The organism is Nocardioides zeae (genome assembly GCF_030818655.1).
Classification (GTDB): Bacteria; Actinomycetota; Actinomycetes; order Propionibacteriales; family Nocardioidaceae; genus Nocardioides; species Nocardioides zeae_A.
This window is the reverse complement of record NZ_JAUTAN010000001.1, coordinates 1,158,714-1,182,984: the sequence shown is the minus strand read 5'-3', so window position 1 is coordinate 1,182,984 and position 24,271 is coordinate 1,158,714. Positions and strand designations below refer to the sequence as shown.

General features: G+C 75.5%; 21 protein-coding genes and 1 pseudogene. 11 read left to right on the top strand and 11 right to left on the bottom strand.

The features are described 5' to 3' along the window. Window positions 1–8: 8 nt before the first annotated feature. The 5 genes from cydB (at window position 9) to QE405_RS05650 (ending at window position 7,306) form a co-directional block, all read left to right on the top strand. Window positions 9–1,037 carry a cytochrome d ubiquinol oxidase subunit II gene (gene cydB, locus QE405_RS05670; protein ID WP_307199239.1) on the top strand — a complete coding sequence of 343 codons (1,029 nt, stop codon included), beginning with the start codon at window positions 9–11 and terminating at the stop codon, window positions 1,035–1,037. A gap of 25 nt (window positions 1,038–1,062) precedes the next feature. Next, window positions 1,063–4,449, top strand: a complete 3,387-nt coding sequence (gene cydD / locus QE405_RS05665; RefSeq protein ID WP_307199238.1) for a thiol reductant ABC exporter subunit CydD — start codon at window positions 1,063–1,065, stop codon at window positions 4,447–4,449. A 49-nt stretch (window positions 4,450–4,498) separates the two neighbouring features. Beyond that, window positions 4,499–5,161, top strand: a complete 663-nt coding sequence (locus QE405_RS05660) for a lysoplasmalogenase (protein ID WP_307199237.1) — start codon at window positions 4,499–4,501, stop codon at window positions 5,159–5,161. A 250-nt stretch (window positions 5,162–5,411) separates the two neighbouring features. Next, window positions 5,412–6,509 (top strand): VOC family protein, encoded by a 1,098-nt coding sequence (locus QE405_RS05655; RefSeq protein ID WP_307199236.1) that lies wholly within the window; start codon window positions 5,412–5,414, stop codon window positions 6,507–6,509. An 11-nt stretch (window positions 6,510–6,520) separates the two neighbouring features. Beyond that, window positions 6,521–7,306, top strand: coding sequence for an MOSC domain-containing protein (locus QE405_RS05650; protein WP_307199235.1), 786 nt, complete (start codon window positions 6,521–6,523; stop codon window positions 7,304–7,306). A 35-nt stretch (window positions 7,307–7,341) separates the two neighbouring features. On the opposite strand, the gene QE405_RS05645 is transcribed toward QE405_RS05650, so the two are convergent. Continuing rightward, a complete protein-coding gene (locus QE405_RS05645) occupies window positions 7,342–9,033 on the bottom strand; it encodes a ribonuclease J (RefSeq protein ID WP_307199234.1) in 1,692 nt (563 codons plus the stop codon). Between the two features lie 8 nt (window positions 9,034–9,041). Beyond that, complete coding sequence (dapA, locus tag QE405_RS05640; protein ID WP_307199233.1) at window positions 9,042–9,944, bottom strand: 4-hydroxy-tetrahydrodipicolinate synthase; 903 nt, start codon at window positions 9,942–9,944, stop codon at window positions 9,042–9,044. 107 nt (window positions 9,945–10,051) lie between these two features. Between dapA and QE405_RS05635 the strand changes: the two genes are divergently transcribed. Continuing rightward, window positions 10,052–10,654, top strand: a complete 603-nt coding sequence (locus tag QE405_RS05635; RefSeq protein ID WP_307199232.1) for a DUF6985 domain-containing protein — start codon at window positions 10,052–10,054, stop codon at window positions 10,652–10,654. Here the strand turns inward: QE405_RS05635 and QE405_RS05630 are convergent. The 5 genes from QE405_RS05630 to QE405_RS05610 all read right to left on the bottom strand — a co-directional run bounded on the left by QE405_RS05630 (window position 10,579) and on the right by QE405_RS05610 (window position 15,337). Next, the gene (locus tag QE405_RS05630; protein WP_307199231.1) at window positions 10,579–11,502 is read right to left on the bottom strand and encodes an LLM class F420-dependent oxidoreductase; all 924 of its coding nucleotides are present in this window, start codon (window positions 11,500–11,502) and stop codon (window positions 10,579–10,581) included. The genes QE405_RS05635 and QE405_RS05630 overlap by 76 nt on opposite strands. Before the next feature lie 13 nt (window positions 11,503–11,515). Beyond that, entirely contained in the window at window positions 11,516–12,193 is a 678-nt protein-coding gene (locus tag QE405_RS05625) for a GntR family transcriptional regulator (RefSeq protein WP_307199230.1), read from the bottom strand. Continuing rightward, window positions 12,174–13,097, bottom strand: a complete 924-nt coding sequence (locus QE405_RS05620; RefSeq protein ID WP_307199229.1) for a DMT family transporter — start codon at window positions 13,095–13,097, stop codon at window positions 12,174–12,176. Before QE405_RS05620 ends, QE405_RS05625 begins: the two co-directional genes overlap by 20 nt. Before the next feature lie 159 nt (window positions 13,098–13,256). Continuing rightward, window positions 13,257–14,528, bottom strand: coding sequence for a dihydrofolate reductase (locus tag QE405_RS05615; RefSeq protein WP_307199228.1), 1,272 nt, complete (start codon window positions 14,526–14,528; stop codon window positions 13,257–13,259). Beyond that, complete coding sequence (locus tag QE405_RS05610; protein WP_307199227.1) at window positions 14,525–15,337, bottom strand: thymidylate synthase; 813 nt, start codon at window positions 15,335–15,337, stop codon at window positions 14,525–14,527. Before QE405_RS05610 ends, QE405_RS05615 begins: the two co-directional genes overlap by 4 nt. Before the next feature lie 51 nt (window positions 15,338–15,388). Between QE405_RS05610 and QE405_RS05605 the strand changes: the two genes are divergently transcribed. Next, the gene (locus QE405_RS05605; RefSeq protein WP_307199226.1) at window positions 15,389–16,330 is read left to right on the top strand and encodes a hypothetical protein; all 942 of its coding nucleotides are present in this window, start codon (window positions 15,389–15,391) and stop codon (window positions 16,328–16,330) included. A 12-nt stretch (window positions 16,331–16,342) separates the two neighbouring features. Here QE405_RS05605 and QE405_RS05600 read toward each other — a convergent pair whose 3' ends face one another. Together QE405_RS05600 and QE405_RS05595 are read right to left on the bottom strand one after the other, a co-directional pair. Further along, entirely contained in the window at window positions 16,343–17,308 is a 966-nt protein-coding gene (locus QE405_RS05600) for a sulfotransferase family protein (protein ID WP_307199225.1), read from the bottom strand. Between the two features lie 78 nt (window positions 17,309–17,386). Further along, window positions 17,387–17,644: a hypothetical protein gene (locus tag QE405_RS05595; protein WP_307199224.1), complete on the bottom strand. Its 258-nt coding sequence runs from the start codon at window positions 17,642–17,644 to the stop codon at window positions 17,387–17,389. Between the two features lie 56 nt (window positions 17,645–17,700). Between QE405_RS05595 and QE405_RS05590 the strand changes: the two genes are divergently transcribed. Together QE405_RS05590 and QE405_RS05585 are read left to right on the top strand one after the other, a co-directional pair. Next, window positions 17,701–19,074, top strand: a complete 1,374-nt coding sequence (locus QE405_RS05590; RefSeq protein ID WP_307199223.1) for a bifunctional adenosylcobinamide kinase/adenosylcobinamide-phosphate guanylyltransferase — start codon at window positions 17,701–17,703, stop codon at window positions 19,072–19,074. Continuing rightward, window positions 19,071–19,892, top strand: a complete 822-nt coding sequence (locus tag QE405_RS05585) for an adenosylcobinamide-GDP ribazoletransferase (protein WP_307199222.1) — start codon at window positions 19,071–19,073, stop codon at window positions 19,890–19,892. Before QE405_RS05590 ends, QE405_RS05585 begins: the two co-directional genes overlap by 4 nt. Before the next feature lie 15 nt (window positions 19,893–19,907). Here the strand turns inward: QE405_RS05585 and gcvT are convergent, their stop codons facing one another. Beyond that, a complete protein-coding gene (gcvT, locus tag QE405_RS05580) occupies window positions 19,908–21,020 on the bottom strand; it encodes a glycine cleavage system aminomethyltransferase GcvT (protein ID WP_307199221.1) in 1,113 nt (370 codons plus the stop codon). A gap of 45 nt (window positions 21,021–21,065) precedes the next feature. On the opposite strand from gcvT, the gene QE405_RS05575 reads away from it, so the two are divergent. Then, window positions 21,066–22,592 carry a leucyl aminopeptidase gene (locus QE405_RS05575; protein WP_307199220.1) on the top strand — a complete coding sequence of 509 codons (1,527 nt, stop codon included), beginning with the start codon at window positions 21,066–21,068 and terminating at the stop codon, window positions 22,590–22,592. Window positions 22,593–22,885: 293 nt separating this feature from the next. On the opposite strand, the gene QE405_RS05570 is transcribed toward QE405_RS05575, so the two are convergent. Next, window positions 22,886–23,245: a hypothetical protein gene (locus QE405_RS05570; RefSeq protein WP_307199219.1), complete on the bottom strand. Its 360-nt coding sequence runs from the start codon at window positions 23,243–23,245 to the stop codon at window positions 22,886–22,888. A 381-nt stretch (window positions 23,246–23,626) separates the two neighbouring features. On the opposite strand from QE405_RS05570, the pseudogene QE405_RS05565 reads away from it, so the two are divergent. Continuing rightward, a pseudogene (locus QE405_RS05565) lies at window positions 23,627–24,235 on the top strand (biotin/lipoyl-containing protein); the annotation flags it as partial. Between the last annotated feature and the right edge of the window lie 36 nt (window positions 24,236–24,271).

The window sequence follows — 24,271 nt, the reverse complement described above, 5'->3', positions numbered from 1 at the left end:
AGACCCCCATGTTCGGACTCGAGCTCACCACCGTCTGGTTCGTGCTCATCGCCGTCCTCTGGATCGGCTACTTCGCCCTCGAGGGCTTCGACTTCGGCGTCGGCATGCTCGTGCCCGTGCTCGCCCGGGACGAGACCGAGCGGCGCGTCATGATCAACACCGTCGGCCCGGTCTGGGACGGCAACGAGGTGTGGCTGCTCGTCGCCGGCGGTGCGACGTTCGCGGCGTTCCCGGAGTGGTACGCCACGCTCTTCAGCGGCTTCTACCTGCCACTGCTGCTCATCATCGTGGCACTGATCCTGCGCAACCTGTCCTTCGAGTTCCGCCACAAGGGGGACACGGCCGCGTGGCGGGCCCGGTGGGACGCCGCGCTCATCGGCGGGTCCTTCGTCACCGCGTTCCTGTGGGGCGTGGCGTTCGCCAACATCGTGGCCGGCGTGCCGATCGACGCCGAGAAGGAGTTCACCGGCAACCTCGCCACGCTGCTCAACCCCTTCGGGCTGCTCGGCGGCGTCGTGCTCGTCCTGCTGTTCCTCACCCACGGGGCGATGTTCGTGGCGCTGAAGACCGACGGCGACATCCGGCACCGGGCCCGCGCCCTCGCCGTCCGGATCGGCCTGGCCGCCGCGGTCGCGGCCGTCGTCTTCCTCGTCTGGACGCAGGTGCAGACCGGGTCGGTCGCCTCGGCCGCCGCGTTCGTGCTCGCCGCCGCGTGCCTGCTCGCCGGCATCGGCGCCGCCGCCACCGGACGGGAGGGCTGGGCGTTCCTCGGCACCTTCGTCACGATCGCGCTGGCGGTGGGCGGGCTCTTCCTCGCGCTGTTCCCCGACGTCATGCCGTCCAGCACGAGCGCGGCCTTCTCGCTGACGACGACCAACGCGGCGGCGACGCCGTACACCCTGGAGATCATGACCTGGGTCGCGGTCGTCTTCACCCCGATCGTCATCGGCTACCAGACGTGGACCTACTGGGTGTTCCGCAAGCGCATCTCCACCCACCACATCCCGACCGCCGACCTCGCCGCCGCGCGCGGCTGACCCGGCAGCGGAGCAGGAGGCACCGATGAAGCCCCTCGACCCGCGGGTGCTCCCCCACCTCGCACCGGCACGCGCCCCCCTCGCGGTGGTGGTCGCCGGCAGCGTGCTCGGCGCGGCGCTGCTCGTCGGCCAGGCGCTGGCCCTGGCGACCACCGTGGCGCGGCTGGTGGCCGACCCGCTGGGCGCCGGCTGGCACCTCCCGGCGGCCCTGTTCGTGGCGGCGCTGCTCGGGCGCGCGGCGCTGGCGACGGTGACGGACGTCGCCGCCGCCCGCGCCGCCGCGCTCGTGGGGGTGCGTCTGCGCGACGTGGTGCTCGCCGCCGTGCTCGCGCGGCGCCCCGAGGACGGCGCGGCGCGCCGCGAGCTCGGCGCCGACGGCCTCCTCGCGACCCGCGGCGTGGCGGCGGTCGAGCCGTACCTGACGCGCTACCTCCCCGCGCTCGTGCTCGCCGTGGTGCTGCCCGTCATCACCCTCCTGGCGATCGCCTCGCTCGACTGGCTGTCGGGGCTGGTCGTGGCGCTCACCCTCCCCCTGCTGCCGGTCTTCGCGATCCTCATCGGGATGAGCACCCGCGAGCGGGCGGACCGGCAGTGGCGGGTGCTCGCCCAGCTCGCCGGCCACTTCGTCGACGTCGTGCGCGGCCTGCCGACGCTCGTCGTGCACCGCCGCGCCCGCGCCCAGGCGCCCCGGATCCGCGAGGCCACGGACCGCTACCGCCGCGCGAACACCGACGTGCTGAAGCTGGCGTTCGCCTCGTCGGCCGCGCTCGAGCTGATCGCCACCATCTCCGTCGCGCTCGTCGCCGTGGCGGTGGGGCTCCGGCTCGCGGGTGGCGGCCTCGAGCTGCAGACGGCGCTGGCCGTGCTGCTGCTGGCGCCCGAGGCCTACTGGCCCCTGCGCCGCGTCGGCGCCGAGTTCCACGCCGCGGCCGAGGGCACGGCCACCTTCGAGGCCATCCACGACCTCACCTCCGGCGGCCCGACCCCGGGCGGCCGCGCCGTGGACGTGGCCCTCAGCGGGGACCTCCGCATCGAGAGGCTGGGGGTACGCCGGGGCGAGCGCGCGGAGCCCGTGCTCGACGACCTGTCCGTCACGATCCCTCGCCGGGGCCTCACCGTGGTGACCGGCCCCTCGGGCTGCGGCAAGTCCACCCTGCTGGAGGCCCTGCGCGGTGAGCTCGACCACGACGGCACCGTGCTCGTCGGCGGCACCGACCTCGCCGGGGTCGACCCGGACGCGTGGCGACGGCACGTCGCCCTCGTCGGTCAGCGTCCGTGGCTGCTCGACGCCTCGGTCGGCGCCAACGTGCGCGTCGGGCGCCCCGGGGCCGACGACGCCGCGGTCTGGGACGCCCTGCGCCGGGTGCGGCTCGACGCCGTGGTGCGCGCGATGCCCGGCGGCCTCGACGCGCCGCTGGGCGAGGACGGCGATGGACTCTCCGCCGGCCAGCGCGCGCGGCTCGCCCTCGCCCGGGTCGTCCTGGCGGACCGTCCCTACGTGTTCCTCGACGAACCGACCGCCCACCTCGACGCGACGACCGAGGCGGTGCTCGTCGAGGTGGTGCGCGACCTGGCCAGGACCCGCTGCGTCGTCGCCGTCGCCCACCGGCCGGCGCTCGTGGCCGCGGCCGACCACCGCATCGCGCTCCCCGGCCGGCCGGGGGCGGGTGCGCCGCGGCGTACGGCCCCCGTCCCCGCCGCCCCCGCCGTCCCCGCTGCCCTCGCCGCCCCCGACGCACCGAAGACCCCGGAGGCCCCGGCGCCCGCGGCCGACCGGGTGGGTCTGCGCTGGGCCGGCGCCGTCGCCCTCGGTGTGCTCTCGTCGCTCTGCGGCGTCGCGCTCACGGCGACCGCTGGCTGGCTCATCGTGCGCGCCTCGGAGCATCCCCCGGTGCTCATGCTGATGGTGGCCATCGTGGGCGTGCGGGCGTTCGGGCTGGGCCGGCCGGCGTTCCGGTACGCCGAGCGTCTCGTGTCCCACGACGTCGGGCTCCGCGAGCTGGCCGAGCGCCGGGCGCGCGTCTACGACGTAGTGGTCCCGCTCGTGCCGGGGCGGCTCGGCGGACGGCGACGCGGCGACCTCCTGACGAGCGTCGTCGACGACGTCGACAGCCTGCTCGACGACCGGCTGCGGGTGCGGATGCCGGTGGTCACGGCCGTGGGCGTGCTCGCCGTGACGGTCCTCCTCGCCGCGCCCGTCCTCCCCACCGTCGCCCTCGTCACCGTCGGCGTCGCCGCGGTCGCCGGACTGGCGACCTGGGCGACCGCGCGGTGGGGCGTCGCCGCCGGCGCGGACCGGGTCGTCGCCGCCCGGGCCGCGGTGGCCCGGCACGCGCTCACCACGCTGGACGACGCACGCTCGCTCGTCGCCTGGCAGGCCGACGGCGACGCCCGTCGCGTCGTCCGCTCCGCCGGCGCGGAGCTGGGTCGCGCCACGACGCGAGCGGCGGCGTGGGCCGCGGTCGCCCGGGCGTGGCCCTTCGTCGGCGCGGCCGTCTCCGTCGTGCTCGTCGCCCGGCTCGGGGCCGACGCCCTCGCGACCGGTGCGGTCGGTGCGCCGGTGCTGGCGCTCTTCCTGCTCCTGCCGCTCGCGCTCGTCGACGTCGTGTCGCCGCTGGCCGACGCCGGGACGCTCGGCGTCACGACGCGGGCGGCCCGGCGGCGGCTCGACGCCCTCGAGGAGCTCGAGCCGCCGGTCGCCGTGCCCGCGGCACCCGCGCCGCTGCCCGTCGGGCCGGGGGCGACCGACGTCGTGCTCGACGGCGTCGCCGCCGCGTGGGAGCCGGGTCGCACCGCCGTCGCCGACCTCGACCTCGCCGTCCCGGCGGGCACCCACGTCGGCCTGGTCGGACCGTCGGGCTGCGGCAAGTCGACCGTCGCCGCCCTGCTCGTCCGCTTCCTCTCCCCCACCGCCGGCACCCACCGCCTCGGCGGCGTGGACGCCGTGGCGCTCGACCCCGACGACGTACGCCGCCGCGTCGGGCTCGTCGACGACGACCCCTACCTGTTCGCCTCCACCGTGGCCGAGAACGTGCGTCTCGCGCGTCCCTCGGCGACCGACGCCGAGGTGCGGGAGGCGCTCGTGGCGGCGCGGCTCGACCTGTGGCTCGCCGGGCTGCCCGAGGGCCTGGCGACCCGGATCGGCGACGGCGGGGCCGGCGTCTCCGGCGGCGAGCGGGCTCGGATCGGCCTCGCCCGCGCGCTGCTGGCGGACGCCGCCGTGCTCGTCCTCGACGAGCCGACGGCCCACCTCGACACCGCCACGGCGCGAGCGGTCACCGACGACCTCCTCACCGCGTGCGCGGGTCGCTCGGTCGTGTGGATCACGCACGACGAGATCGGGCTGGACCGCATGGACCGGGTCGTCACCCTGGGCGGCGCACCGGCACCGGCACCGGCCCGGGTCGGGTAGCGCGCGGGGCGCGGTCACCCGGGCCGACTGCCACTGGCATGCTGCGGCCGTGCCGCCGCTGCTCGTGCTCGTGACCGCCGCCCTGTTCGTCGTCATCGCCGTCACGAACTGGGTGGCCGTCGCCCAGGAGGACCGCCGCACCGAGGGCGTCGTCAAGCCCGCGGCCCTGCTGGCGCTCGCGACCGCGGCACTGGCGGGAGGCGCGCTCGACAGCACGGTGGGCGTGTGGCTGGTGGTCGCGCTCCTGCTCGGCACCGCGGGCGACGTGCTCCTCCTCGGTGACTCCGAGCGGCGCTTCCTCGGCGGACTGGGGGCCTTCCTCGTCGGCCACCTGGCGTACGTCGCGTGCTTCGCCACCCTGGGGATCTCGGTCTCGTGGTGGCTGGCGGGCGGGGCCGTGGCCCTCGCCGGGGCGCTGGTGGCCGGACGCGCCGTGCTCCCGGCGACGTTCCGGTCGGGCGGGATCGGCCTCGCGGCGCCGGTCGCGGCGTACATGCTCGTCATCGGCGCGATGCTGGTGACGGCATGGGGCACCGGACTGGCGCTGGTCGCCGCGGGGGCCGCGGTCTTCGTGGCCAGCGACACGGTGCTCGCGCTCGACCGCTTCGCCCGCCCGCGGGACTGGGTGGCGCCGTGGCCGCACGTGGCCGTGATGGTGACCTACCACCTGGGCCAGGCGCTCATCGTGGTCGGCGTCCTCGGGGCCGCGTGAACCGCGGGGTCCGCCCTCGGGGTGCTCGGGGAGCTCGGAGAGCTCGGACAGATCCGGCACGGGGACCGCACCTGTGCGGCGCAGGATCGCGGTGCTTCCGACTGCTCCTGGGCCGGGACGAGCACCTGAGGCCGTCGATCGCGGCGCACGCCCCCTGCAGCGGCCGCTGCGGACCCGGCGCGGGTGCCGGATGTGTCCACGCCCATTCTGGGCCTGCCGCACCGTCGGCACCGCGCTCTACCGTGAGCCCATGAGCATCGTCGTCGACCTCGCGGACCTCCCCGACGTGCTGGCGTCGTTCGGCACGGGCTACCTGCTGACGACCGACGGCACGGGCGTGAAGGCGGTGCACGTCGCGCCGGACCCGGCGGCCGGTCGGCTGCGGCTGCAGACCCCGGGGCGCGGCTCGCTCGCGAACGTCGCCGCGAACCCCCGGGTGACGCTGGTGTGGCCGCCCCGCTCCACGCCCGGCTTCTCGCTGATCGTCGACGCCGAGGCCGTCCTCGATCCGGCGGCACCGTCCGACCTCGTCGCGGTGCCGGTCTCCGCCGTGCTCCACCGTCCGGTGGCGGAGTCGGACGACACGGCCGGCCGGCCGTTCTGGGTGAGTGCCTTCCTCGACGTCGACGCGGCGCACCGCGAGACCGTGCCCGCGTTCTGGGCCGCCGTGTCGGGACACCGCCTGTCGCCGCCGCGGGGCGACGCCGACGAGTTCGCGACCCTCGTCCCGCCCACCGGCCACGACCACCTGCGCGTCCAGCGGGTCGACGACCCGGGGACGGGCGCGCCCACGCGGATCCACCTCGACCTGCACGTCCCCGACCCGGCGCGGGCAGCCGACCGGGCCGTGGCCCTCGGGGCGGAGGTGGTGCACCGGAGCCCGCACGGGTACGTCGTGCTCCGCTCCCCCGGCGGACTCGTCTTCTGCTGCGTCGCGCACGCCGCCTGCCTCCGCGCGCCGGCTGCCACCTGGTCGGACGGATCGAGCTCCGCCGTCGACCAGGTGTGCATCGACGCGCCGGCGCACCTCGTCGACGCGGAGCGCAGGTTCTGGGCCGACCTGACCGGCTGGGCACCGCAGGCCTCGAGCGTCAGCACGGCGTTCTCGTCGCTGCGCCGTCCGGAGGGCCAGCCGATCCGTCTGCTCCTCCAGCGCGTCGAGGACGACCGGCCGGCCGTCACCGCCCACCTCGACGTGGCCTGCAGCGACCGCGCGGCCGAGACCGCGCGCCACCGGGCGCTGGGCGCCGAGCTGGTCGCCGAGCGCGAGCGGTGGACCGTGCTCCGCGACCCCTCGGGCGCGGCGTACTGCCTCACGGACCGCGATCCCGTCACCGGCGTGCTCTGACGAGGCCTCCGATGCACGTCCACCGCGTGGGCGTCGCCCTGCTCAAGGGCGCCACCCATCCCTCCGTGCGCACGCTGCGGCTCGACGCCGACGGTCCGGTCGGCGACCGCCTGCTGTGCGCCCTCGACGCCGACCGGCGCACCGTGCTGCGCACGGTCGCGCACCCCCGCCTGCTCACCGTGCACGCCGACCTGCTCGACCAGCGCCTCGGGCTCGCCGGCGGGTGGACCCTGCGCACCGCCGCCGGAACGGCCACGGGCGCGGCCGAGCTCGACGGTACGACGCTGGACGTCGACTACTGGGGCCGGCGCGTGACGGTGCGGCCCCTCCGCGCGTCGGCGCACGCCGCCCTGCTGTCCGCGCACCTGGGCCGGGACGTCGTGCTGGCCGCGGCCCCGCCGGGCGGGATCGTCTACGGCGCGGCGGTCAGCGTCGTCACCCGTGCGACCGTGCGCGCGCTCGCCGACGCTGCGGGGCTGGCCGAGCCGGAGGAGACGACGGCGGCCCGGCTGCGGGCGACGGTCGTGCTCGACGACGGACCCGACGCCGCTCCCTTCACCGAGGAGTCGTGGGCCGGTCGAGAGCTCGTCGTCGGCGGAGCGAGGATCCGCCCGCTCGCGCCGATCGTCCGGTGCCGCGTCATCGACCACCACCCGGTGACCGGGGGTGCGGCGCCGACCGGGCGCGGGCTCCTCCGAGCGCTGGGCGCGCTCCGCGACCGCCCCGTGGCCGGCACGGACGCCGTCGTGACGCAGCCGGGCGCCGTCACCGTGGGTGACGACGCCCGGCTGGCGTGAGCTGTGCCGCTCCGACCGGGGCGGGCTGGGGCCGATCAGGCCTGGATGACGACCGGCACGATCATCGGGCGCCGGCGGAGCTTGCCGCCGACCCAGCGGCCGACGACGCGCCGCACGGTCTGCTGGAGCTGGTGGTTGTCCGTCGTGCCGTCCGCGATCGCCGCCTCGACGGCCTTGAGGATCGGGCCCCGCACCGTGTCGAAGGCCGAGTCGTCCTCGGCGAAGCCGCGGGCGTGGATGTCGGGACCGCTGAGCACCTTCCCGGTCACGGAGTCGACGACCACGATCACCGAGATGAAGCCCTCCTCGCCGAGGATCCGGCGGTCCTTGAGCGAGGACTCGGAGAGGCCGCCGATGCTGGAGCCGTCGACGAACACGTAGCCGCACTCGACCTTGCCGGTGATCGACGCGACGCCGTCGACGAGGTCGACCACCACACCGTCCTCGGCCAGGAGCACCCGGTCGGCGGGCACGCCGGTCGCCCGGGCGAGGTCGCCGTTGGCCCGCAGGTGCCGCACCTCGCCGTGCACGGGGAGCACGTTGCGGGGCTTGACGATGTTGTAGCAGTAGAGCAGCTCGCCGGCGCTGGCGTGACCGGAGACGTGCACCATCGCGTTGCCCTTGTGCACGACGTTCGCACCGAGCTTCGAGAGCCCGTTGATGACGCGGTAGACCGCGTTCTCGTTGCCCGGGATGAGCGAGCTGGCGAGGATGACGGTGTCGTTCTCCTCGAGGTGCACGAAGTTGTGGCTGCGCTGCGCGATGCGGCTCAGCGCGGAGAGCGGCTCGCCCTGCGAGCCCGTCGAGATGAGCACCTGCTGGTGGGGCGGCAGCTCGGTGAGCTGCTTGGCGTCGACGATGAGCCCCGGCGGCACGTTGAGGTAGCCCAGCTCGCGCGCGATGCCCATGTTGCGGACCATGGACCGGCCGACCCAGGCCACCTTGCGCCCGTGCTTGACCGCCATGTCGAGCACCTGCTGCACGCGGTGCACGTGGGAGGCGAAGCAGGCGACGATGATGCGCTGGTCGCTCGCGTAGAAGGTGCGGTCGAGAGCGGGCGTGATGTCCTTCTCGTGGGTGGTGAACCCGGGCACCTCGGCGTTGGTGGAGTCGGTGAGGAACAGGTCCACGCCCTCCTCGCCGAGCCGCGCGAACGAGACGAGGTCGGTGATGCGACCGTCCAGCGGCAGCTGGTCCATCTTGAAGTCGCCGGTGTGCAGCACGAGCCCGGCGCTGGTGCGGATGGCCACCGCGAGCGCGTCGGGGATCGAGTGGTTGACCGCCACCATCTCGAGCTCGAACGGGCCGAAGGTGATGACGTCGCCGGCCTTGACGACGTGCTGCACGGGGTTGCGCAGCCGGTGCTCGCGCAGCTTGCCCTCGAGCAGGGCGAGCGTCAGCTGCGAGCCGACGAGCGGGATGTCGTTGCGCTCGCGGAGCAGGTACGGCGTCGCGCCGATGTGGTCCTCGTGGCCGTGGGTCAGCACCAGCGCCTCGACGGCGTCGAGGCGGTCCCGGATGGCGGCGAAGTCGGGCAGGATCAGGTCGACGCCGGGGTGGTCGTCCTCGGGGAAGAGGACGCCGCAGTCGACGACGAGCAGCCGGCCCTCGTGCTCGAAGACGGTCATGTTGCGGCCGACCTCGCCGAGACCTCCGAGCGGGATGACCCTCAGGCCGCCCTTCGGCAGCTCCGGGGGGGCGGACAGCTCGGGGTGGGTGTGCGACAAGCGGACTCCTAGTGGATGAGCCCCGACTTCACGAGGCCGGCGCGCAGGGCGGCGACCTCCTCGTCGTCGAGGGGAACGAGCGGGCTGCGCACGTTCCGGTTATCGAGGACGCCGAGGAGCTGGAGTGCTGCCTTGGCGGTGGTGGCTCCGTAGTTGGGGACGCCCATCACGGCGTCGAACGCGGGGAGCAGCCGCGTGAAGATCTCGCGGGCACCGGCGGGGTCGCCGGCGAAGAAGGTGTCGAGCACGGAGCGGAGCTCGTTGCCCGCGACGTGGCCGCAGACCGAGACGAACCCGCTCGCGCCGTGGGCGAGCCAGCCGAGGTTGAGGGCGTCGTCGCCGGAGTAGACCGCGAAGCCGAGCTGGGTGATCCGCAGGCCCCGGACGAAGTCACCGACCGCGTCCTTCACGGCCACGACCGGCTCCCACGCGACCATCTCCTCGTAGGACTCGAGCGCGATCTGCGAGCCCGTCCGCCCCGGGATGTCGTAGAGCATCACCGGGAGCTCGGCCGCCTCGACGACCTGCCGGAAGTGGTTCAGGATGCCCTTCTGACCCGGCTTGTTGTAGTACGGCGTCACCAGCAGCACGCCGTCCGCGCCGTTCTTGTTCGCCTGGCGGGCCAGCTCGGTCGAGGTGCGCGTGTCGTTGGTGCCGACGCCGGCCACGAGGGTGACGTCCGGGCCGACCGCGTCGCGGACCGCGGCGAGGATCTCGCCGTCCTCGGCCTGCGTCGTGGTGGGCGACTCCCCCGTCGTACCGGACACCACGAGGCCGTCGTGGCCGTTCGCGACGAGGTGACGAGCGATCTTCTGCGTGCTCTCGAGGTCGAGCGAGCCGTCCGCGGTGAACGCGGTCGCCATGGCGGTCAGGACGCGGCCGAACGGCGCGGCGGGAGCAGCAGTGGTCACGAGGGACAGGCTATCCCTGCCGCGGCGCCCGGCTGCAGGCGGCGCACCGCAGGAGGCCGGCAGCCGGCGGGGTTTCACCAGCGTCGCGGGGCGGCACGGTGGTGCGCATGGCGGAGATCCCCGGATTCGGCACCTTCACGTTGGACGAACGGCTCGGCTGGCTGGTCGGCGACACCCGGCTCGAGGTGCCCGGCCTCGGCGTGCTGGGCACCGTCGTCGTCGACGACCCCGAGGCCGACCTCGCCGAGGTCGCGGCCGTGCTGCGTCGGCTCACCGGGCTGCCGCCGGAGTTCCGGGCGACGCTGACGCCGTTCCTGTGGGCCTACTACTCCGACGTGGCGGCCGAGTGGCGCTTCTCGGACCCGCTGAGCCGCCCCGAGGACGTGTGGTCGCAGGTGGAGATCGGCGACGAGCTGCACGTCGTGCGTCACGGCGACGATTGGTACGTCGACATCGAGTCGAGCTGCGACTGGGAGCCGGAGCACGGGCTGCAGGTGGTGCTGCGCGACGGGGACACCCTGACGAAGATCGGGCCCTACGACGGCCACCCACCGCCACCTCGGCACGGACGAGGTCTACCCCGACGCCGGGCGCGCGGACGGTCCGTCCGCGCGCCCGGGCTGGTGGCGTCGGCTCAGACGTGCGGGAGCACCTCGGCGGCGATGAGCCGCAGGTGGTCGAGGTCGCCCAGGTCCAGCATCTGCAGGTAGGCGCGCTGCGACCCGGCCTCCGCGAACTGGCCGAGCCGGTCCACGACCTCGCTCGGCGTGCCGGCCAGACCGTTGGCCCGCAGCTCGTCGACCTCGCGCCCGATCGCGGCGGCACGGCGCGCGATCTCCGCCTCGTCCACACCGACGCAGACGACGAGCGCGTTGGACCACGTCAGCGTGGCGGGGTCCCGGTCGATGGCCCCGCACGCCTCGCGCACCCGGGCGAACTGGGCCCGCGTCGTGTCGAGGTCGACGAAGGGGAGGTTGAACTCGTCGGCGTAGCGCGCGGCGAGCTCCGGCGTACGGCGCTTGCCCAGCCCCCCGACGAGCACCGGCGGCTTGGCCTGGGCCGGCTTCGGCAGGGCGGGCGAGTCCGTCAGCGTGTAGTGCTCGCCCGCGAACGAGTAGCGCTCCCCCTCCGGCGTCGCCCACAGGCCGGTGACGATCTCGAGCTGCTCGGCGTACCGGTCGAAGCGCTCGCGCGTGTCGAGGAAGGGGATGCCGTACGCCGCGTGCTCGCCCTCGAACCACCCGGCGCCCAGCCCGAGCTCGACCCGGCCGCCCGACATCTGGTCGACCTGCGCCACCTGGATCGCCAGCACGCCGGGGTGCCGGAAGGTCGCCGAGGTCATGAGGGTGCCGAGCCGGATGGTGCTGGTCTCACGGGCGAGACCCGCCAGCGTGGTCCACGCGTCGCTCGGACCAGGCAGGCCGTCGCCGCTCATGTGGAGGTAGTGGTCGGAGCGGAAGAACGCGTCGAACCCGAGGCGCTCGGTCTCCTGGGCGACGGCGAGGAGGTCGTCGTACGTCGCGCCCTGCTGGGGCTCGGTGAAGATGCGGAGGTCCATGACCGCCAGCCTGTCAGACGCCGCCCACGGCTCTCCGGGCCGCGCGGATGAGACCGGTCGAGCGGTCGAGGTGCTCCCGCACGGCGGCGCCGGCCCGCTCGGGCAACGCGTCGAGGTAGCAGCGGTGCTCCTCCGCCAGGGACCCTGCCGGGTAGTCGGGCCGGAGGTGGGCGAGCACGAGCAGGATCTCGGACTCCAGCTGTGCGTGGGCCGCGGCGATCCGCGGGCTGTCGGCCGCCTCGACCACCGCGCGGTGGACGGCGGCGTGGGCGTGGAGCGTGGCGCGCCAGTCGTCGGCCGCCTCCGCCGTGGCGAGCGCGTCGACGGCCGCGTCCATCGGCATCCGCACCTCTGCCGGCCACGGGCTGCCGTGCCGCTCGGTGACCAGGCGCACCGCCTCCGTCTCGAGCGCGGCCCGGAGCTCCTGCAGCGCGCCGAGCGCGGCGTCGTCGAGGGTCGCGACGCGGGCACCCGCGTAGGGCACCGCCACGACCAGGCGCTCGGCGCGCAGGAGCGCCAGCGCCGCGCGGGCGGTGTGGCGCGAGACGTCGTGGTCGCGGGCGAGGTCCTCCTCGCGCAGCGGGTCGCCCGGCGCGAGCGCGCCGCGCTCGAGGATCGCGTCCCGGAGGGTCGCCGCCAGGCGCTCGACCGCGGTCGGGCCGGGCGCGGCCTCACGCCGCCGGGGCGACATCGAGCCTCCTCCCCCGCCGCTGCGGCAAGCTGAGGATCGCGAGGCCGACGACGAGCACGACGAGGCCGAGCGACGCGAGCCCGGTGAGGCGTTCCTGCAGCACGAGCAGGCCCAGCAGCGTAGCCCCAAGGGGCTCGGCGAGCGTCAGGGTCGCCACGGTCGTGGGCTCGAGGCGGCGCAGGCCCCAGCCGAACAGGAGGTACGCCACCGCGGTCGTGACGACGCCGAGCCACAGCACCAGCGCGAGGCCCCGGGGCGTGGTCAGCCACGCGGTCGAGGTCAGCAGGAGCAGCGGGACGCTCGCGACCGCCGCCGTCCCGAACGTCGCCCCCATCGACGCGCTCGCGCTCCACCCGCGATCGAGGAGCAGCTTCCCGGCGAGGGCGTAGAGGGCGTACGACGCGCCCGCCGCCACCGAGGACGCGACGCCCGCGACGTGCAGCGCCCCGGGTCCCGCTCCGACGAGGCCCGACACGAGGACCACGCCGACGAGCGCCACGGCCGTCGCAGCGCACCACCGCAGCGAGGGCAGCTGCCGGCGGACGAGGGCGTCGAGCACGCCTGTCGCCACGGGCGCCGAACCGAGGGCCACGACGGTGCCGACGGCGACGCCGTTCTGCGCCGTACCGGCGAAGAAGAAGGGTTGGTAGGCCACGACGCCGGCAGCACCGACCGCGACGACGAGCCAGGTCGGGAGGCGGCTCGTGCTCGACGGGACGACCGGTCCGCTCGACCGCGCCGCGAGCAGGGCGACGAGGCCCAGGATCCCGCCACCGACGACGATCCGGGCCGCTCCGACCGACGTGGCGCTCGCGCCGACGTCGGCGAGCTCCTGCGCCGTGCCGGTCGTGGCGAAGCACGCCGCCGCCAGCAGCACGGCGAACACAGCGGGGGCGCGGGACACAGGGGCGATTGTTACACAATGCGCCGAGTTGTCACGTACGCCGCGGCAGCAGCGTCGAGATGGGAGGAACGCGCACGGCAGGAGTGCCGAGATGGGAGAAACGCGCACGGCAGCAGCGCCGAGATGACAGAAATGCGCGCTGGAAGACAGCGACGCCCGTCAGCCCAGCGCGGCGGCGAACCGCTCGAGCCGCTCGACGAGCACCCCGCCGACGAGGTCCGGCCGCCCGATCCCCGCGTAGTTCGCCGCCCACCCGGCGACCTGCGGGGCGGCGCGCTCCGCGGCCCACCGGTCCCAGGCGGCCACGTCGCCGAGCCGGGACCCGCTGGCCCGCTCGTAGGCCTCGAGGAAGATCCGGGCCGCCTCGACCGACCCGAGGAGCACCAGGTCCTGGCGCGCCCAGGCCACGTCGAGCTCGGCCGGGCCCCGGCACGCGCCGGTCCAGTCGACGACGCCGACCACGCGCGGACCGTCCTCCAGCCCGTCCCCCGGCCCGTCCCACAGCAGGTTGCCGCTCCAGAAGTCGCCGTGGACCAGGACGGTGCGCCCCGAGGTCGGCGTTGCGGTCGCCGTCGAGGCGCGCAGCCCGGCCGCGTCGTGCGCGTGCACCGCCGCCAGCGTCTCCGCCATCGCGGGGGCGAGGTCCTCCGGCGCGGCACCGGCCGGTGGCGGCCCGCCCGCGAGCCGGGTCGTGACGAGCACGGGCCCCCAGGGCGTGGCCCCGTCCGCGACGTGACCGGGCGCCAGGGGCGGAGCCGACGCCAGCACCGCCCGCTCCCGCTCGACCGCCGGGTCGCCCGGCGGGAACCACCGCGCCACGAGGTCGCGGTCCCCCTGCCGGACGGCGAGGGTCGTCGCATGGGTGCCGCCGTGCAGGAGCACCGGGCCGGCGACCGGGCCGCCCAGGAGCGCCGCCAGGGCCTCGAGCCGTTCCCCGCGCCAGCGCACCACCACGGTGAACCCCTCGCGCTCGTCGCGATCGACCACCGGCCAACCGGCCGCGTCGACCGCCGGGTAGCGCACGTCGCCCTCCACCTCGAGCGGGATCTCGGTCAGCACCTGCGCGTCGACCAGACCGGGGGCGGCCAGCGCCGCGGCGTACACCTGCGCCCCGCCCGCCACGCTGACCGGCCGACCCAGCTCGTCGGCGATCGCCACGGCCGCGTCGAGGTCACGGGCGACGTGGACCCCGTCGTGCCCCGGGCTCCACGAGGCGTCCCGCGTCAGCACGACCGTCGTGCGCCCGGGCAGCGGTCGGCCGATCGACGCGTAGGTCGCGCGGCCCATCAGCAGCGTCGTACCGAGGGTGCGGCGCTTGAACTCCGTCTGCTCCCCCGGGACCTTCCACGGGATGTCCGGCCCGTCCCCGATGACGCCGTTGCGCGCGACGGCGGCGACGCAGGTGACGGTGAGGCCGCCGGGGGTGGTCATACGGCGATCGGCGCCTTGATGACCGGGTGCGGGTCGTAGCCCCGCACCTCCACGTGCTCCAGGTCGAACCCGTCGATCTCCCGCACGGCCGGGTCCAGCCACAGCGTCGGCAGCGGACGCGGCTCCCGCGTGAGCTGCAGGCGCGCCTGGTCGAGGTGGTTGAGGTAGAGGTGCGCGTCGCCGAGCGTGTGCACGAAGTCCCCGACCTCGAGGTCGAGCACGTGAGCGACCATGTGGGTGAGCAGCGCGTAGGACGCGATGTTGAACGGCACGCCGAGGAAGACGTCGGCCGAGCGCTGGTAGAGCTGGCACGACAGCCGCGGCCGCCCGCCGTCCCGCGCCGGCGCGACGTAGAACTGGAACACCGTGTGGCACGGCATCAGCGCCATGTCGTCGACCTGCGCCACGTTCCAGGCGCTGACGACGTGCCGTCGCGAGTCGGGGTCGGTGCGGATCTGCTCGATGATCTTGGCGATCTGGTCGATGGAGCCGCCGTCGGGCGTGGGCCAGGAGCGCCACTGCGCGCCGTAGACGGGGCCGAGCTCGCCGTCCTCGTCCGCCCACTCGTCCCAGATCGTCACGCCGCGCTCCTGCAACCAGCGCACGTTGGTGTCGCCGCGCAGGAACCACAGCAGCTCGGCGAAGACCGAGCGCGTGTGCACCTTCTTCGTCGTGACGAGGGGGAAGCCGGCGGTCAGGTCGAAGCGCATCTGGTGGCCGAACACGCTGAGCGTGCCGGTGCCCGTGCGGTCGGGCTTCTCCACTCCCTCGTCGAGGATGTGGCGGACGAGGTCGAGGTAGGCCTGCACGGCCGTGAGACTACCGCCGCGGCCGGGCGCCCGACGGTAGTGTTCCGAGCCGTGTCCGGCACCCTCCCCCCGCTCCCCGACCTCCCCGACCTCCCCGACCTCGCCACGCCCGACGCCGAGGTGGCGGTGCCCGCCCCCGCGCCGGGCGCGGGCAACTGGGCCGGCGCGGCGACCGCGACGTGGGCCGACGGGGCCGTCCACCTGACCTACCGCGTACGACGCCCGCTCACCGAGGGCCGTGGCGTCACCACCGTGGTGGCCCGGTCGAGGGACGGGGTGCGGTTCGAGACGGTCGCCGAGGTGCACCGCGACGCGTTCGGGGCGGAGTCGTTCGAGCGCCCCGTGCTGCTGCAGCGCCCGGACGGCGGCTGGCGTCTCTACCTGTCGTGCGCCACCCCGGGCAGCAAGCACTGGTGGATCGAGGCGCTCGACGCCGACACCCTCGAGGGCCTGCCCGACGGGACGCGCACGGTCGTGCTGGACGGCGACGCCGCGACCGCGGTCAAGGACCCGGTCGTCGTGCTGGACACCGAGGGCCGCTGGCACGCCTGGATCTGCGAGCACCCCCTCGACGTGCCCGGCCACGAGGACCGGATGTCGACGAGCTACGCCACCAGTGCGGACGGCCTCGCCTGGGAGCGTCAGGGCACCGTCCTCGCGCCGGAGCCCGGGGGCTGGGACTCCCGCGGGACGCGGGTGACGGCGGTGCTGTCGCTCGACCCGCTGGTGGCGCTCTACGACGGCCGCGCCCGCGCCGAGGACAACTGGCACGAGACGACGGGGCTGGCCCGCGGCACCGACCCCGCGGCGGGCCCGGCCAGCCCGTTGGCGGCGGACCGCGACGTACCGGTGCAGCGGTCGGCGCACTCCGACGGCGCCCTGCGCTACGTCACGGCCGTGCCGCTGCCGGACGGGTCGACGCGGTTCTACGTCGAGCGCGCCCGTCCCGACGGCGCGCACGACCTCGTCACGGTGCTGCAGCCGGCCGGCTGAGCGGGGACCCGCTCAGCTCCCGCGCCGGCCGGCGAACGTGCTCCCGGCGCGCTGGGGGTCGAGCCAGTCGGCGAAGGACTCGCCGGTGACCTCCTCGAGCAGCGCGATGTCGTCGCGCAGCGGCTCCAGCAGGGTCGCGCGCTGCTCCGGCGTCAGCCGCGGCCGGTCGGCGCTGCCGCCGCGGTGCAGCTGGCCGACGAGGGGCGCGCTCAGCCGACGCCAGTGCTCGGGAGGCGCGAACTGCCCGGCCCAGGCCCCCGCCCGGATCACCCGCCCGAGCACGGCGTTGCGCACACCGGGCCCGACGTACCCCCGCGAGTTGTCCGGCGGGATCTCCGCCACCTCGATCGACGGCACCCCCAGGAACGCGAAGACCCGCGCGAGCGTCGCGGTCGGGGCGTCGACGATCTCGCGGTAGCGCAGCACGAGCACCTGCTCCCGCGGGACGTGGCGGTAGAGGTCCTGCAGCTGCTCGCCGTACCGCCCCAGGCCCCGGTAGTGCCAGAACGGCGCCCAGCCGTCGGCGATGCGCTGCTCCTCGAGCGCGGCCGCGGCGACGAGGTCCGGCACGGGCTCCAGGCCGTCCATCCACAGGTGCATCCAGTTGGAGTACGCCCGGTCGACCGGGTCGCGGAGCACCACGACGAGCTTCGCGGCGGGCGCGTCCTCGGCGATCCGACGACGGGCGTCGCGGTGGTAGAGGTAGAACGGCGTGCTCTCGCCGCGCAGCGCGCCCTCCGGCGCTCCGTCGAACAGCGCGAGGTAGTCGTCGCGGCGCCACACCCACTCCTGCTGGCTGTGGGCGTCGCCGGGGCCGCGGTACGCCGCCGGCGGCGCGTCGCCGCAGAGGTAGTACTTCGGCTCCTTCACGGGACTGAGGTAGAGGCCCGGGTGCTGCGTCAGCGCGGCGTGCAGCGCGGTCGTGCCGGCCTTGGGCACGCCGAGGAGGAAGAAGTCAGGCGGGCGGCGATCCGTCATGGCCGGAACTGTAGAGAACCGATCGACTTTGACGGCGGGATCAGGGCCGCGTCCGCATGCTGGGAAGGAGCCCGACCGTCAGGGGTGCAGCGACATCGGGCCGTAGACCCGGCGCTCCCCCTCGAACAGCACCACCGCGTCGACGCCCTGCTCGACCAGGTCGCCGAAGACCTCGCCCACCCACGACTCGGCGTCGGACTGGCTGGGGAACCGCTCGTCGGCGTGCTCGCCGGTCACGGTCACCTCGTTGCCGTCCCGGTCCTCCGCGCGCCACCACCAGAGCTGCTCCGGGGGCGTCGGGGAGCGGAAGGCGGACGGCGCGTCGGGGAGGTTCACGCCCCCGAGACTAGGGGCGGGTGCCCGCCCCCGACAACGGACCCGACAATGACCCGGTGAGCGTGCGACTCCTCGGCACCGGTGCCGCCGACGGCTGGCCCCAGGCGTTCTGCCGCTGCGCCTCCTGCGGTGCGGAGCGCGCGGCCGGCCGGGTGCGCGGCCAGACCGCCGCGCTCCTCGACGGCACCGTGCTCCTCGACTGCGGACCCAGCACGCCCGAGGCGGCCACCCGCGCGGGCGTCGACCTCGCCGGCGTCCGCCTCCTGCTCGTGACCCACCAGCACTCCGACCACCTCAGCCCCGCGGCCCTGATGCACCGGGGCTGGGTCACCGCCGCGCCGCTCACGGTCGCCGGTCCGCCCGACGCGATCGCCGCCGCGCGCGCGTGGCTGCCGGAGGACGCCCCGGTGACGTGGCTGCCGGTCGCGCCCGGCGAGCGCCACCACCTGGTGGGCTACGACGTGCGGGTGCTGGCCGCCGCGCACACCACCGGCCTCGGCGCGGCCGACGCCGCCGAGGCCGTCCTCTGGGACGTGACGACCCCCGACGGCACGCGCGTCCTGCACGCCACCGACACCGGTCCCCTGCCCGCGGCGACGGTGGCGGCGGCGGAGGGCGCGGCGTACGACGTCGTGCTCCTCGAGGAGACCTTCGGCGACCGCGGCGACCTCGCCGGGGAGCAGCACCTCGCCCTCGCCACGTTCGCCGAGCAGGTCCGGCGGCTCCGCGAGATCGGGGCCGTCACGGACGGCACGGACGTCGTCGCCGTCCACCTCTCCCACCACAACCCGCCGACACCGGAGCTCGCGCGCCGTCTCGCCGCCGTCGGCGCCCGCGTGGTCGACGACGGCACCGAGCTCGTGCCGGGCACCGTCACGCCGCGCCCCGGCGGCCGCACGCTGGTCCTCGGCGGCGCCCGCTCCGGCAAGTCCGTCGAGGCCGAGCGGCTGGTGGCGGGCGAGCCGCGGGTGGCGTACGTCGCGACCAGCGGCCGCCGCGACGGCGACGCCGAGTGGGCCGAGCGCGTGGCGCTCCACGTGGAGCGCCGCCCGGCGCACTGGCGCACGGTCGAGACCCTCGACCTCGTCGCGCTCCTCGCCGCCGACGTGCCCGACGAGGCGCTGCTCGTCGACTGCCTCACGCTGTGGCTCACGGGCGTCATCGACCGGTACGGCGCGTGGGAGCCCTCCGCCCCCGACCACGCCGCCGCCTGGTCCGCGGTCGAGACCGAGGTGGCCGCGCTGCTCGACGCCTGGCGGGGCACCTCCCGCCGGGTCGTCGCCGTCAGCAACGAGGTCGGCCAGGGCATCGTGCCGGCCACGGCCTCGGGACGCCTGTTCCGCGACGCGATGGGACGCCTCAACGCCGCCGTGGCGGCCGCGACGGAGGACGTGCGCTGGTGCGTCGCCGGCCGGGTGGTGACGCTGTGACCGGGACCGGCAGCCCGTTCGGCGACGGCGTGCGGCTCGCCGTGGGCACGCTCTCCGTGCTGCGCGTGCCGCCCCCGCGGCGCGTGGACCGCGACGTGGCCGGCGTCGCCATGGCGGTCGCGCCCGGTGTCGGCCTCGTGCTGGCGCTGCTGCTCGCCGTGCCTGCCGGCGTGCTGGCCCACCTCGGCTCCGCGCCGCTCCTGCTCGCGACGGTTGCCGTCGCCGGGGCCGCCGGGCTGACGCGGGCGCTGCACCTCGACGGTCTCGCCGACGTGGCCGACGGCCTCGGGTCGGGTCGCTCCGGCGAACCCGCGCTGGCCATCATGAAGAAGTCGGACATCGGGCCGTTCGGCGTCGCGACCCTCGTGCTCGCGCTGCTGGCCCAGGTCGCCGCGGCCGGCACGCTCCTCGGCCGGGACCCGGTGCTCGGCGCCGTCGCCGTCGGGCTGGCCCTCGTGGCCGGTCGCGTCACCCTGCCCTGGCTCTGCACCCCGTCCTGGCCGGCCGCACGCGGCGACGGCCTGGGAGCGACGGTGGCCGGTGCGGTGTCCCGCTCCCGGGCGGCCGTGGCGGTCGCGCTCGCGCTCGGGGCGCTGGCCGTGGCCACCGGCGTCGGGACCGCCGTGGCCGCCCCGTCCGATCCCGCCCGGTGGCTCCTCGCGCTCGGCCTCGGGGTCGTCGCGGGCCAGGGCGCGGCGTACCTGCTCGTCCGGCGCTGCCGCCGCCGCTTCGGCGGCGTCACGGGGGACGTGTACGGCGCGTGCGTCGAGTCCGCCGTCACCGTGACGCTCGTCGTGAGCGCGCTGGCGCTCGGCTGAGCGAGGCCCGGCGGCTCAGCGGGCCGAGGCCTCCACGAACGGCGGCCGCACGACGGTGAACGCCTCGGAGCGGCCCCGCACGTCGACGACGACCTCGTCGCCCTCGGCGACCGCCCGGTCGAGCAGGGCCAGCGCGATCCCGGTGCGCAAGGTCGGCGAGAAGGTCCCCGAGGTGACGAGGCCGAGCTCGCCGCCCTCCGCGTCGAGCACCCGCATCCCGGGCCGCGGGATCCCGCGGCGGACCGCCCTCAGCCCCCGCAGCACCCGCTGCGGACCGGCCGCGCGCTCGGCGAGCAGGGCGTCGCGGCCGGCGAAGGCGGGCTTGTCCCAGCCGACCGCCCAACCCAGCCGTGCCTGCACGGGCGTGATGGTCGGCGCGATGTCCTGGCCGTGGAGCGGGTAGCCCATCTCCGTCCGCAACGTGTCGCGCGCCCCGAGGCCCGCGGGCAGCAGGCCGTGCGGCTCCCCCGCGGCGACCAGCGCGTCCCAGAGGGGCTCGGCGAGCGCGACGGGGGCGACGACCTCGTAGCCGCGCTCCCCCGTGTAGCCGGTGCGGCACACGACGACGGACCCGCCGTCGAGCGCGGCGTCGCGGAACGACATGTAGGGGTGACCGGCCGGCAGCCCGACCGCCTCGAGGACCGCGTCGGAGGACGGCCCCTGGACGGCGAGCACGACGTGGTCGCGGTGCTCGTCGCGCACCTCGACGCCCGCCGGGGCGCCGTCGCGCAGGATCGCGACCACCGCGGCCGTGTTGGCGGCGTTGGGCACGAGGAACACGTCGTCGTCGGCGCGGAGGTAGGCGATGAGGTCGTCGACGACGCCGCCGTCCGCGGCGCAGCAGAGCGTGTACTGCGCCTGACCTGGCGCGATCCGCCCGAGGCTGTTGGTGAGGACGGAGTCGACGTACGCCGCCGCCCCCGGCCCCCGCACGCTCGCCTTGCCGAGGTGGCTGACGTCGAAGAGGCCCACCCGCTCGCGGACCGCGGTGTGCTCGGCGGCGGTGCCCGCGGCGTACTCCACCGGCATCGCCCACCCCCCGAACGGCGCCAGCTTCGCCCCGAGCGCGACGTGGCGCTCGTGCAACGGGGAGCGGAGGAGGTCGGTGGGCGCGGGGGTGACGGCCATGGGGGCGAAACTACGTCACCCCCGCGTCACCTAGCATCAGGGAGCGTGACGTCCTACACCCTCAGCAAGGCCAGCCCCGCCAAGACGCGTGCCGACGCCGTGGTCGTCGGCGTGGTGCGCACGGAGCAGGGGCCTCGCCTCGCGGCGGGCGCGGAGGACGTGGCGGCGGCCTACGGTCGCCGGCTCCACCCGCTCCTCACCACGCTCGGCGTGACCGGGGACGAGGGCGAGACGCGGCTGCTGCCCTCCGCGGACGGGATCACGTCGCCGCTGCTCGTGCTCGTGGGCCTCGGGGCAGAGGGCGCGGAGCGCGACCCCGCCGCCGTACGGCGTGCCGCCGGCGCCGCTGCCCGCGCGGCCACGAACGCCGCGACCGTGGCCCTGGCGCTGCCCGCCGACGACGCCGCCCTGGTGACGGCGGTCGTCGAGGGCTGGGCGCTCGGCGGCTACCGCTTCACCGCCTACCGGGAGGAGACCCGGAGCGAGGACACGCGCGCCCCCGAGGTGGTCGTGCTGTCCGCCGCCGCGCGCCGCGCCGACGTGCAGCAGGGCGCGACCGACGCGGAGGTCGTCGCCCGCGCGGTCGCCGCCACCCGCGACTGGGTGAACACGCCCCCGGTCGACCTCACCCCGCCCGCCTTCGCCGACGCCGTCGTCGCCGCCCACAAGGCGGCCACCAAGGGCCGTGGCGCCCCGAAGGTCGAGATCACCGTCCACGACGAGACGTCCCTGGCCGAGCTGGGCTGCGGCGGCATCCTCGGCGTCGGCGCCGGATCGAGCGCGCCCCCGCGGCTCGTCGAGCTGTCCTACGCGCCCGCCGACGCGGTCGCGCACCTCGCGCTCGTCGGCAAGGGCATCACCTTCGACTCCGGCGGTCTCTCCATCAAGCCCGGCGGCTCGATGACCACGATGAAGTGCGACATGGCCGGCGCGGCCGCCGTCGTGCAGGCCACCCTGGCGATCGCCGAGCTCGGGCTGCCCGTCGCGGTCTCGGCCTTCGCGCCGATGGCCGAGAACATGGTCTCCGGCAGCGCGACGCGCCCCGGCGACGTGCTGCGGATCTACGGCGGCACCACCGTCGAGGTGTCCAACACCGACGCCGAGGGCCGGCTCGTGCTGGCCGACGCCCTCGTACGCGCCACCGAGCGCGAGCCCGACGTCATCCTCGACGTCGCCACCCTCACCGGGGCGATGGTCGTCGCGCTGGGCGACCGGATCAGCGGGGTCATGGGCTCCGACGAGGTCGTCGCCGACGTCGTCGCCGCCGCGGCCGGCGCGGGCGAGGCCATGTGGCCGATGCCGCTGCCGCCCGAGATGAAGGAGCGCGTGCGCAGCAGCAAGGTCGCCGACCTCGCCCAGCACGACTGGGTGCGCTGGGGCGGCGGTCTGTTCGCCGGCGCGTTCCTCCGCGAGTTCACCGACGGCCGGCCCTGGGCCCACCTCGACATCGCCGGCCCGGCGTTCCACTCCGGCGGCGCGACCGGGCACCTGACGCCGGGCGGCACCGGCGCCGCGGTGCCGACGCTCGTGGCGTACGCGCGGCGCTTGGCTGCGGCGCGCGCTGCTGGCTGACCTCCGCCGTGTAACGCGGTGTCCGGGCAACTGTGGCAGTGGTCGACCACGGGTCAGGTAGCACTAACACCGCGTTACAAGTCGTCAGGCGTCGTGGGAGCGGTGGGATCTCCGCCCCACCCGCCCGCGGGGGACCGTCGTGTCGACGGGGGCGGCGTCCGTCCCCACCAGCCGACCCCTCGTCGTGTAACGCGGTGTCCAGGCCACTTCTGCGGTGGTCTACCCCTTCCACAGTTGCCCGGACACCGCGTTACACGACGTGAGCCCGACTGAGAGCCCGCGCGCCGTACCGCTCAGATGCCCTCGGCCTTCTTGCGCCGGTTGTACTCCCGCATCCGCTGCGGCACGCCCACGACGGCGGCGTCGTACGACGGGATCTGGTGCTTGTTGGCGAAGGCGTGCGCCCACGCGACGGACGGGACGCGACGCCGGGTCCACTCCCCGTCGTGCGCGACGAGCAGCAAAGTGACGTCGTTGACCGCGGTGCGCGGCTCGACGAAGCCCTCGATGCCGCGACGGGTCTGGATCCACTGCAGGAGGTGCTGCGCGTCGGCGGAGTCGGAGGCCCGCACGCGGGTCGAGCCCGTGCGCAGTCCGTCGCGGAGCGGAGCGCTGGTCCGGGGGCCCCGGCGGAAGCGGTCGAACAGTGCCATGCGCCCCATTCTGCCGCGCCCCACCCGTTCGTGGAGGCAGGACTCCGCGAACCGCACGACCGACCGAGCGTTCGCCTCCCGACCCCTACCCGGTGGTAGGGGAATCGCCGGGCCATCCGGGTGGGCCCGGCTGCGGTGGTAGTGCAAGGATGGTCGTCCGACAGCACAGCTCCGGATGCGTGGAGGCGCCTCGTGACGGACCCTCGATCGACCGGCCCCCACCGGGGCCGTGCCGATGCAGACCGTGCTCTCGCCCTGCGCTCGACGCCACCACCACACCCCGTCGACGTGCATCCCTGACGCGGAGCGCCCCCGCGGCGCCCCGGAACGAACCGGCACACCCCTCCGACAGACGTTCAGAACGAGACGAATAGGAAGCACATGGCGACCGAAGTAACCCTGCCGGCCCTCGGCGAGTCCGTCACCGAAGGCACCGTGACCCGCTGGCTGAAGCAGGTGGGAGACACGATCGCCGTCGACGAGCCGCTGCTCGAGGTCTCGACCGACAAGGTCGACACCGAGATCCCGTCCCCGGTCGCCGGCACGCTGCTGGAGATCAAGGCCGACGAGGACGACACGGTCGAGGTCGGCGCGGTGCTGGCCGTTGTGGGCGACGAGGACGAGGGCAGCGGCGACGCCGGCACGCCCGACGAGACCGTCGCTCCCGAGGCGCAGCCCGCCGACGAGGAGCAGGCCGCGAAGAAGGCCGAGCAGGAGCAGGAGATCGTCGAGGAGAAGGGCGAGCTGCCCCCCGGCGACGAGACCCCCGAGGCGGAGAAGACCGAGTCCAAGCCCGCCGCCTCCGGTGGCTCCGGCGGCGGTTCCGGCACCGCCGTGACGCTCCCCGCGCTGGGCGAGTCCGTCACCGAGGGCACCGTGACGCGCTGGCTCAAGCAGGTCGGCGACGAGGTCGCCGTCGACGAGCCGCTGCTCGAGGTCTCCACCGACAAGGTCGACACCGAGATCCCCTCGCCCGTCGCGGGCACGCTGCTGGAGATCAAGGCCGACGAGGACGAGACCGTCGAG

Bases quoted from the DNA above. Each gene is read 5' to 3' on its own strand.
- cydB (WP_307199239.1), top strand. From the start codon at position 9: ATGTTCGGACTCGAGCTCACCACCGTCTGGTTCGTGCTCATCGCCGTC.
- cydD (WP_307199238.1), top strand. From the start codon at position 1,063: ATGAAGCCCCTCGACCCGCGGGTGCTCCCCCACCTCGCACCGGCACGC.
- QE405_RS05655 (WP_307199236.1), top strand. From the start codon at position 5,412: ATGAGCATCGTCGTCGACCTCGCGGACCTCCCCGACGTGCTGGCGTCG.
- QE405_RS05650 (WP_307199235.1), top strand. From the start codon at position 6,521: ATGCACGTCCACCGCGTGGGCGTCGCCCTGCTCAAGGGCGCCACCCAT.
- QE405_RS05635 (WP_307199232.1), top strand. From the start codon at position 10,052: ATGGCGGAGATCCCCGGATTCGGCACCTTCACGTTGGACGAACGGCTC.
- QE405_RS05630 (WP_307199231.1), bottom strand. From the start codon at position 11,502: ATGGACCTCCGCATCTTCACCGAGCCCCAGCAGGGCGCGACGTACGAC.
- QE405_RS05625 (WP_307199230.1), bottom strand. From the start codon at position 12,193: ATGTCGCCCCGGCGGCGTGAGGCCGCGCCCGGCCCGACCGCGGTCGAG.
- QE405_RS05615 (WP_307199228.1), bottom strand. From the start codon at position 14,528: ATGACCACCCCCGGCGGCCTCACCGTCACCTGCGTCGCCGCCGTCGCG.
- QE405_RS05600 (WP_307199225.1), bottom strand. From the start codon at position 17,308: ATGACGGATCGCCGCCCGCCTGACTTCTTCCTCCTCGGCGTGCCCAAG.
- gcvT (WP_307199221.1), bottom strand. From the start codon at position 21,020: ATGGCCGTCACCCCCGCGCCCACCGACCTCCTCCGCTCCCCGTTGCAC.
- QE405_RS05570 (WP_307199219.1), bottom strand. From the start codon at position 23,245: ATGGCACTGTTCGACCGCTTCCGCCGGGGCCCCCGGACCAGCGCTCCG.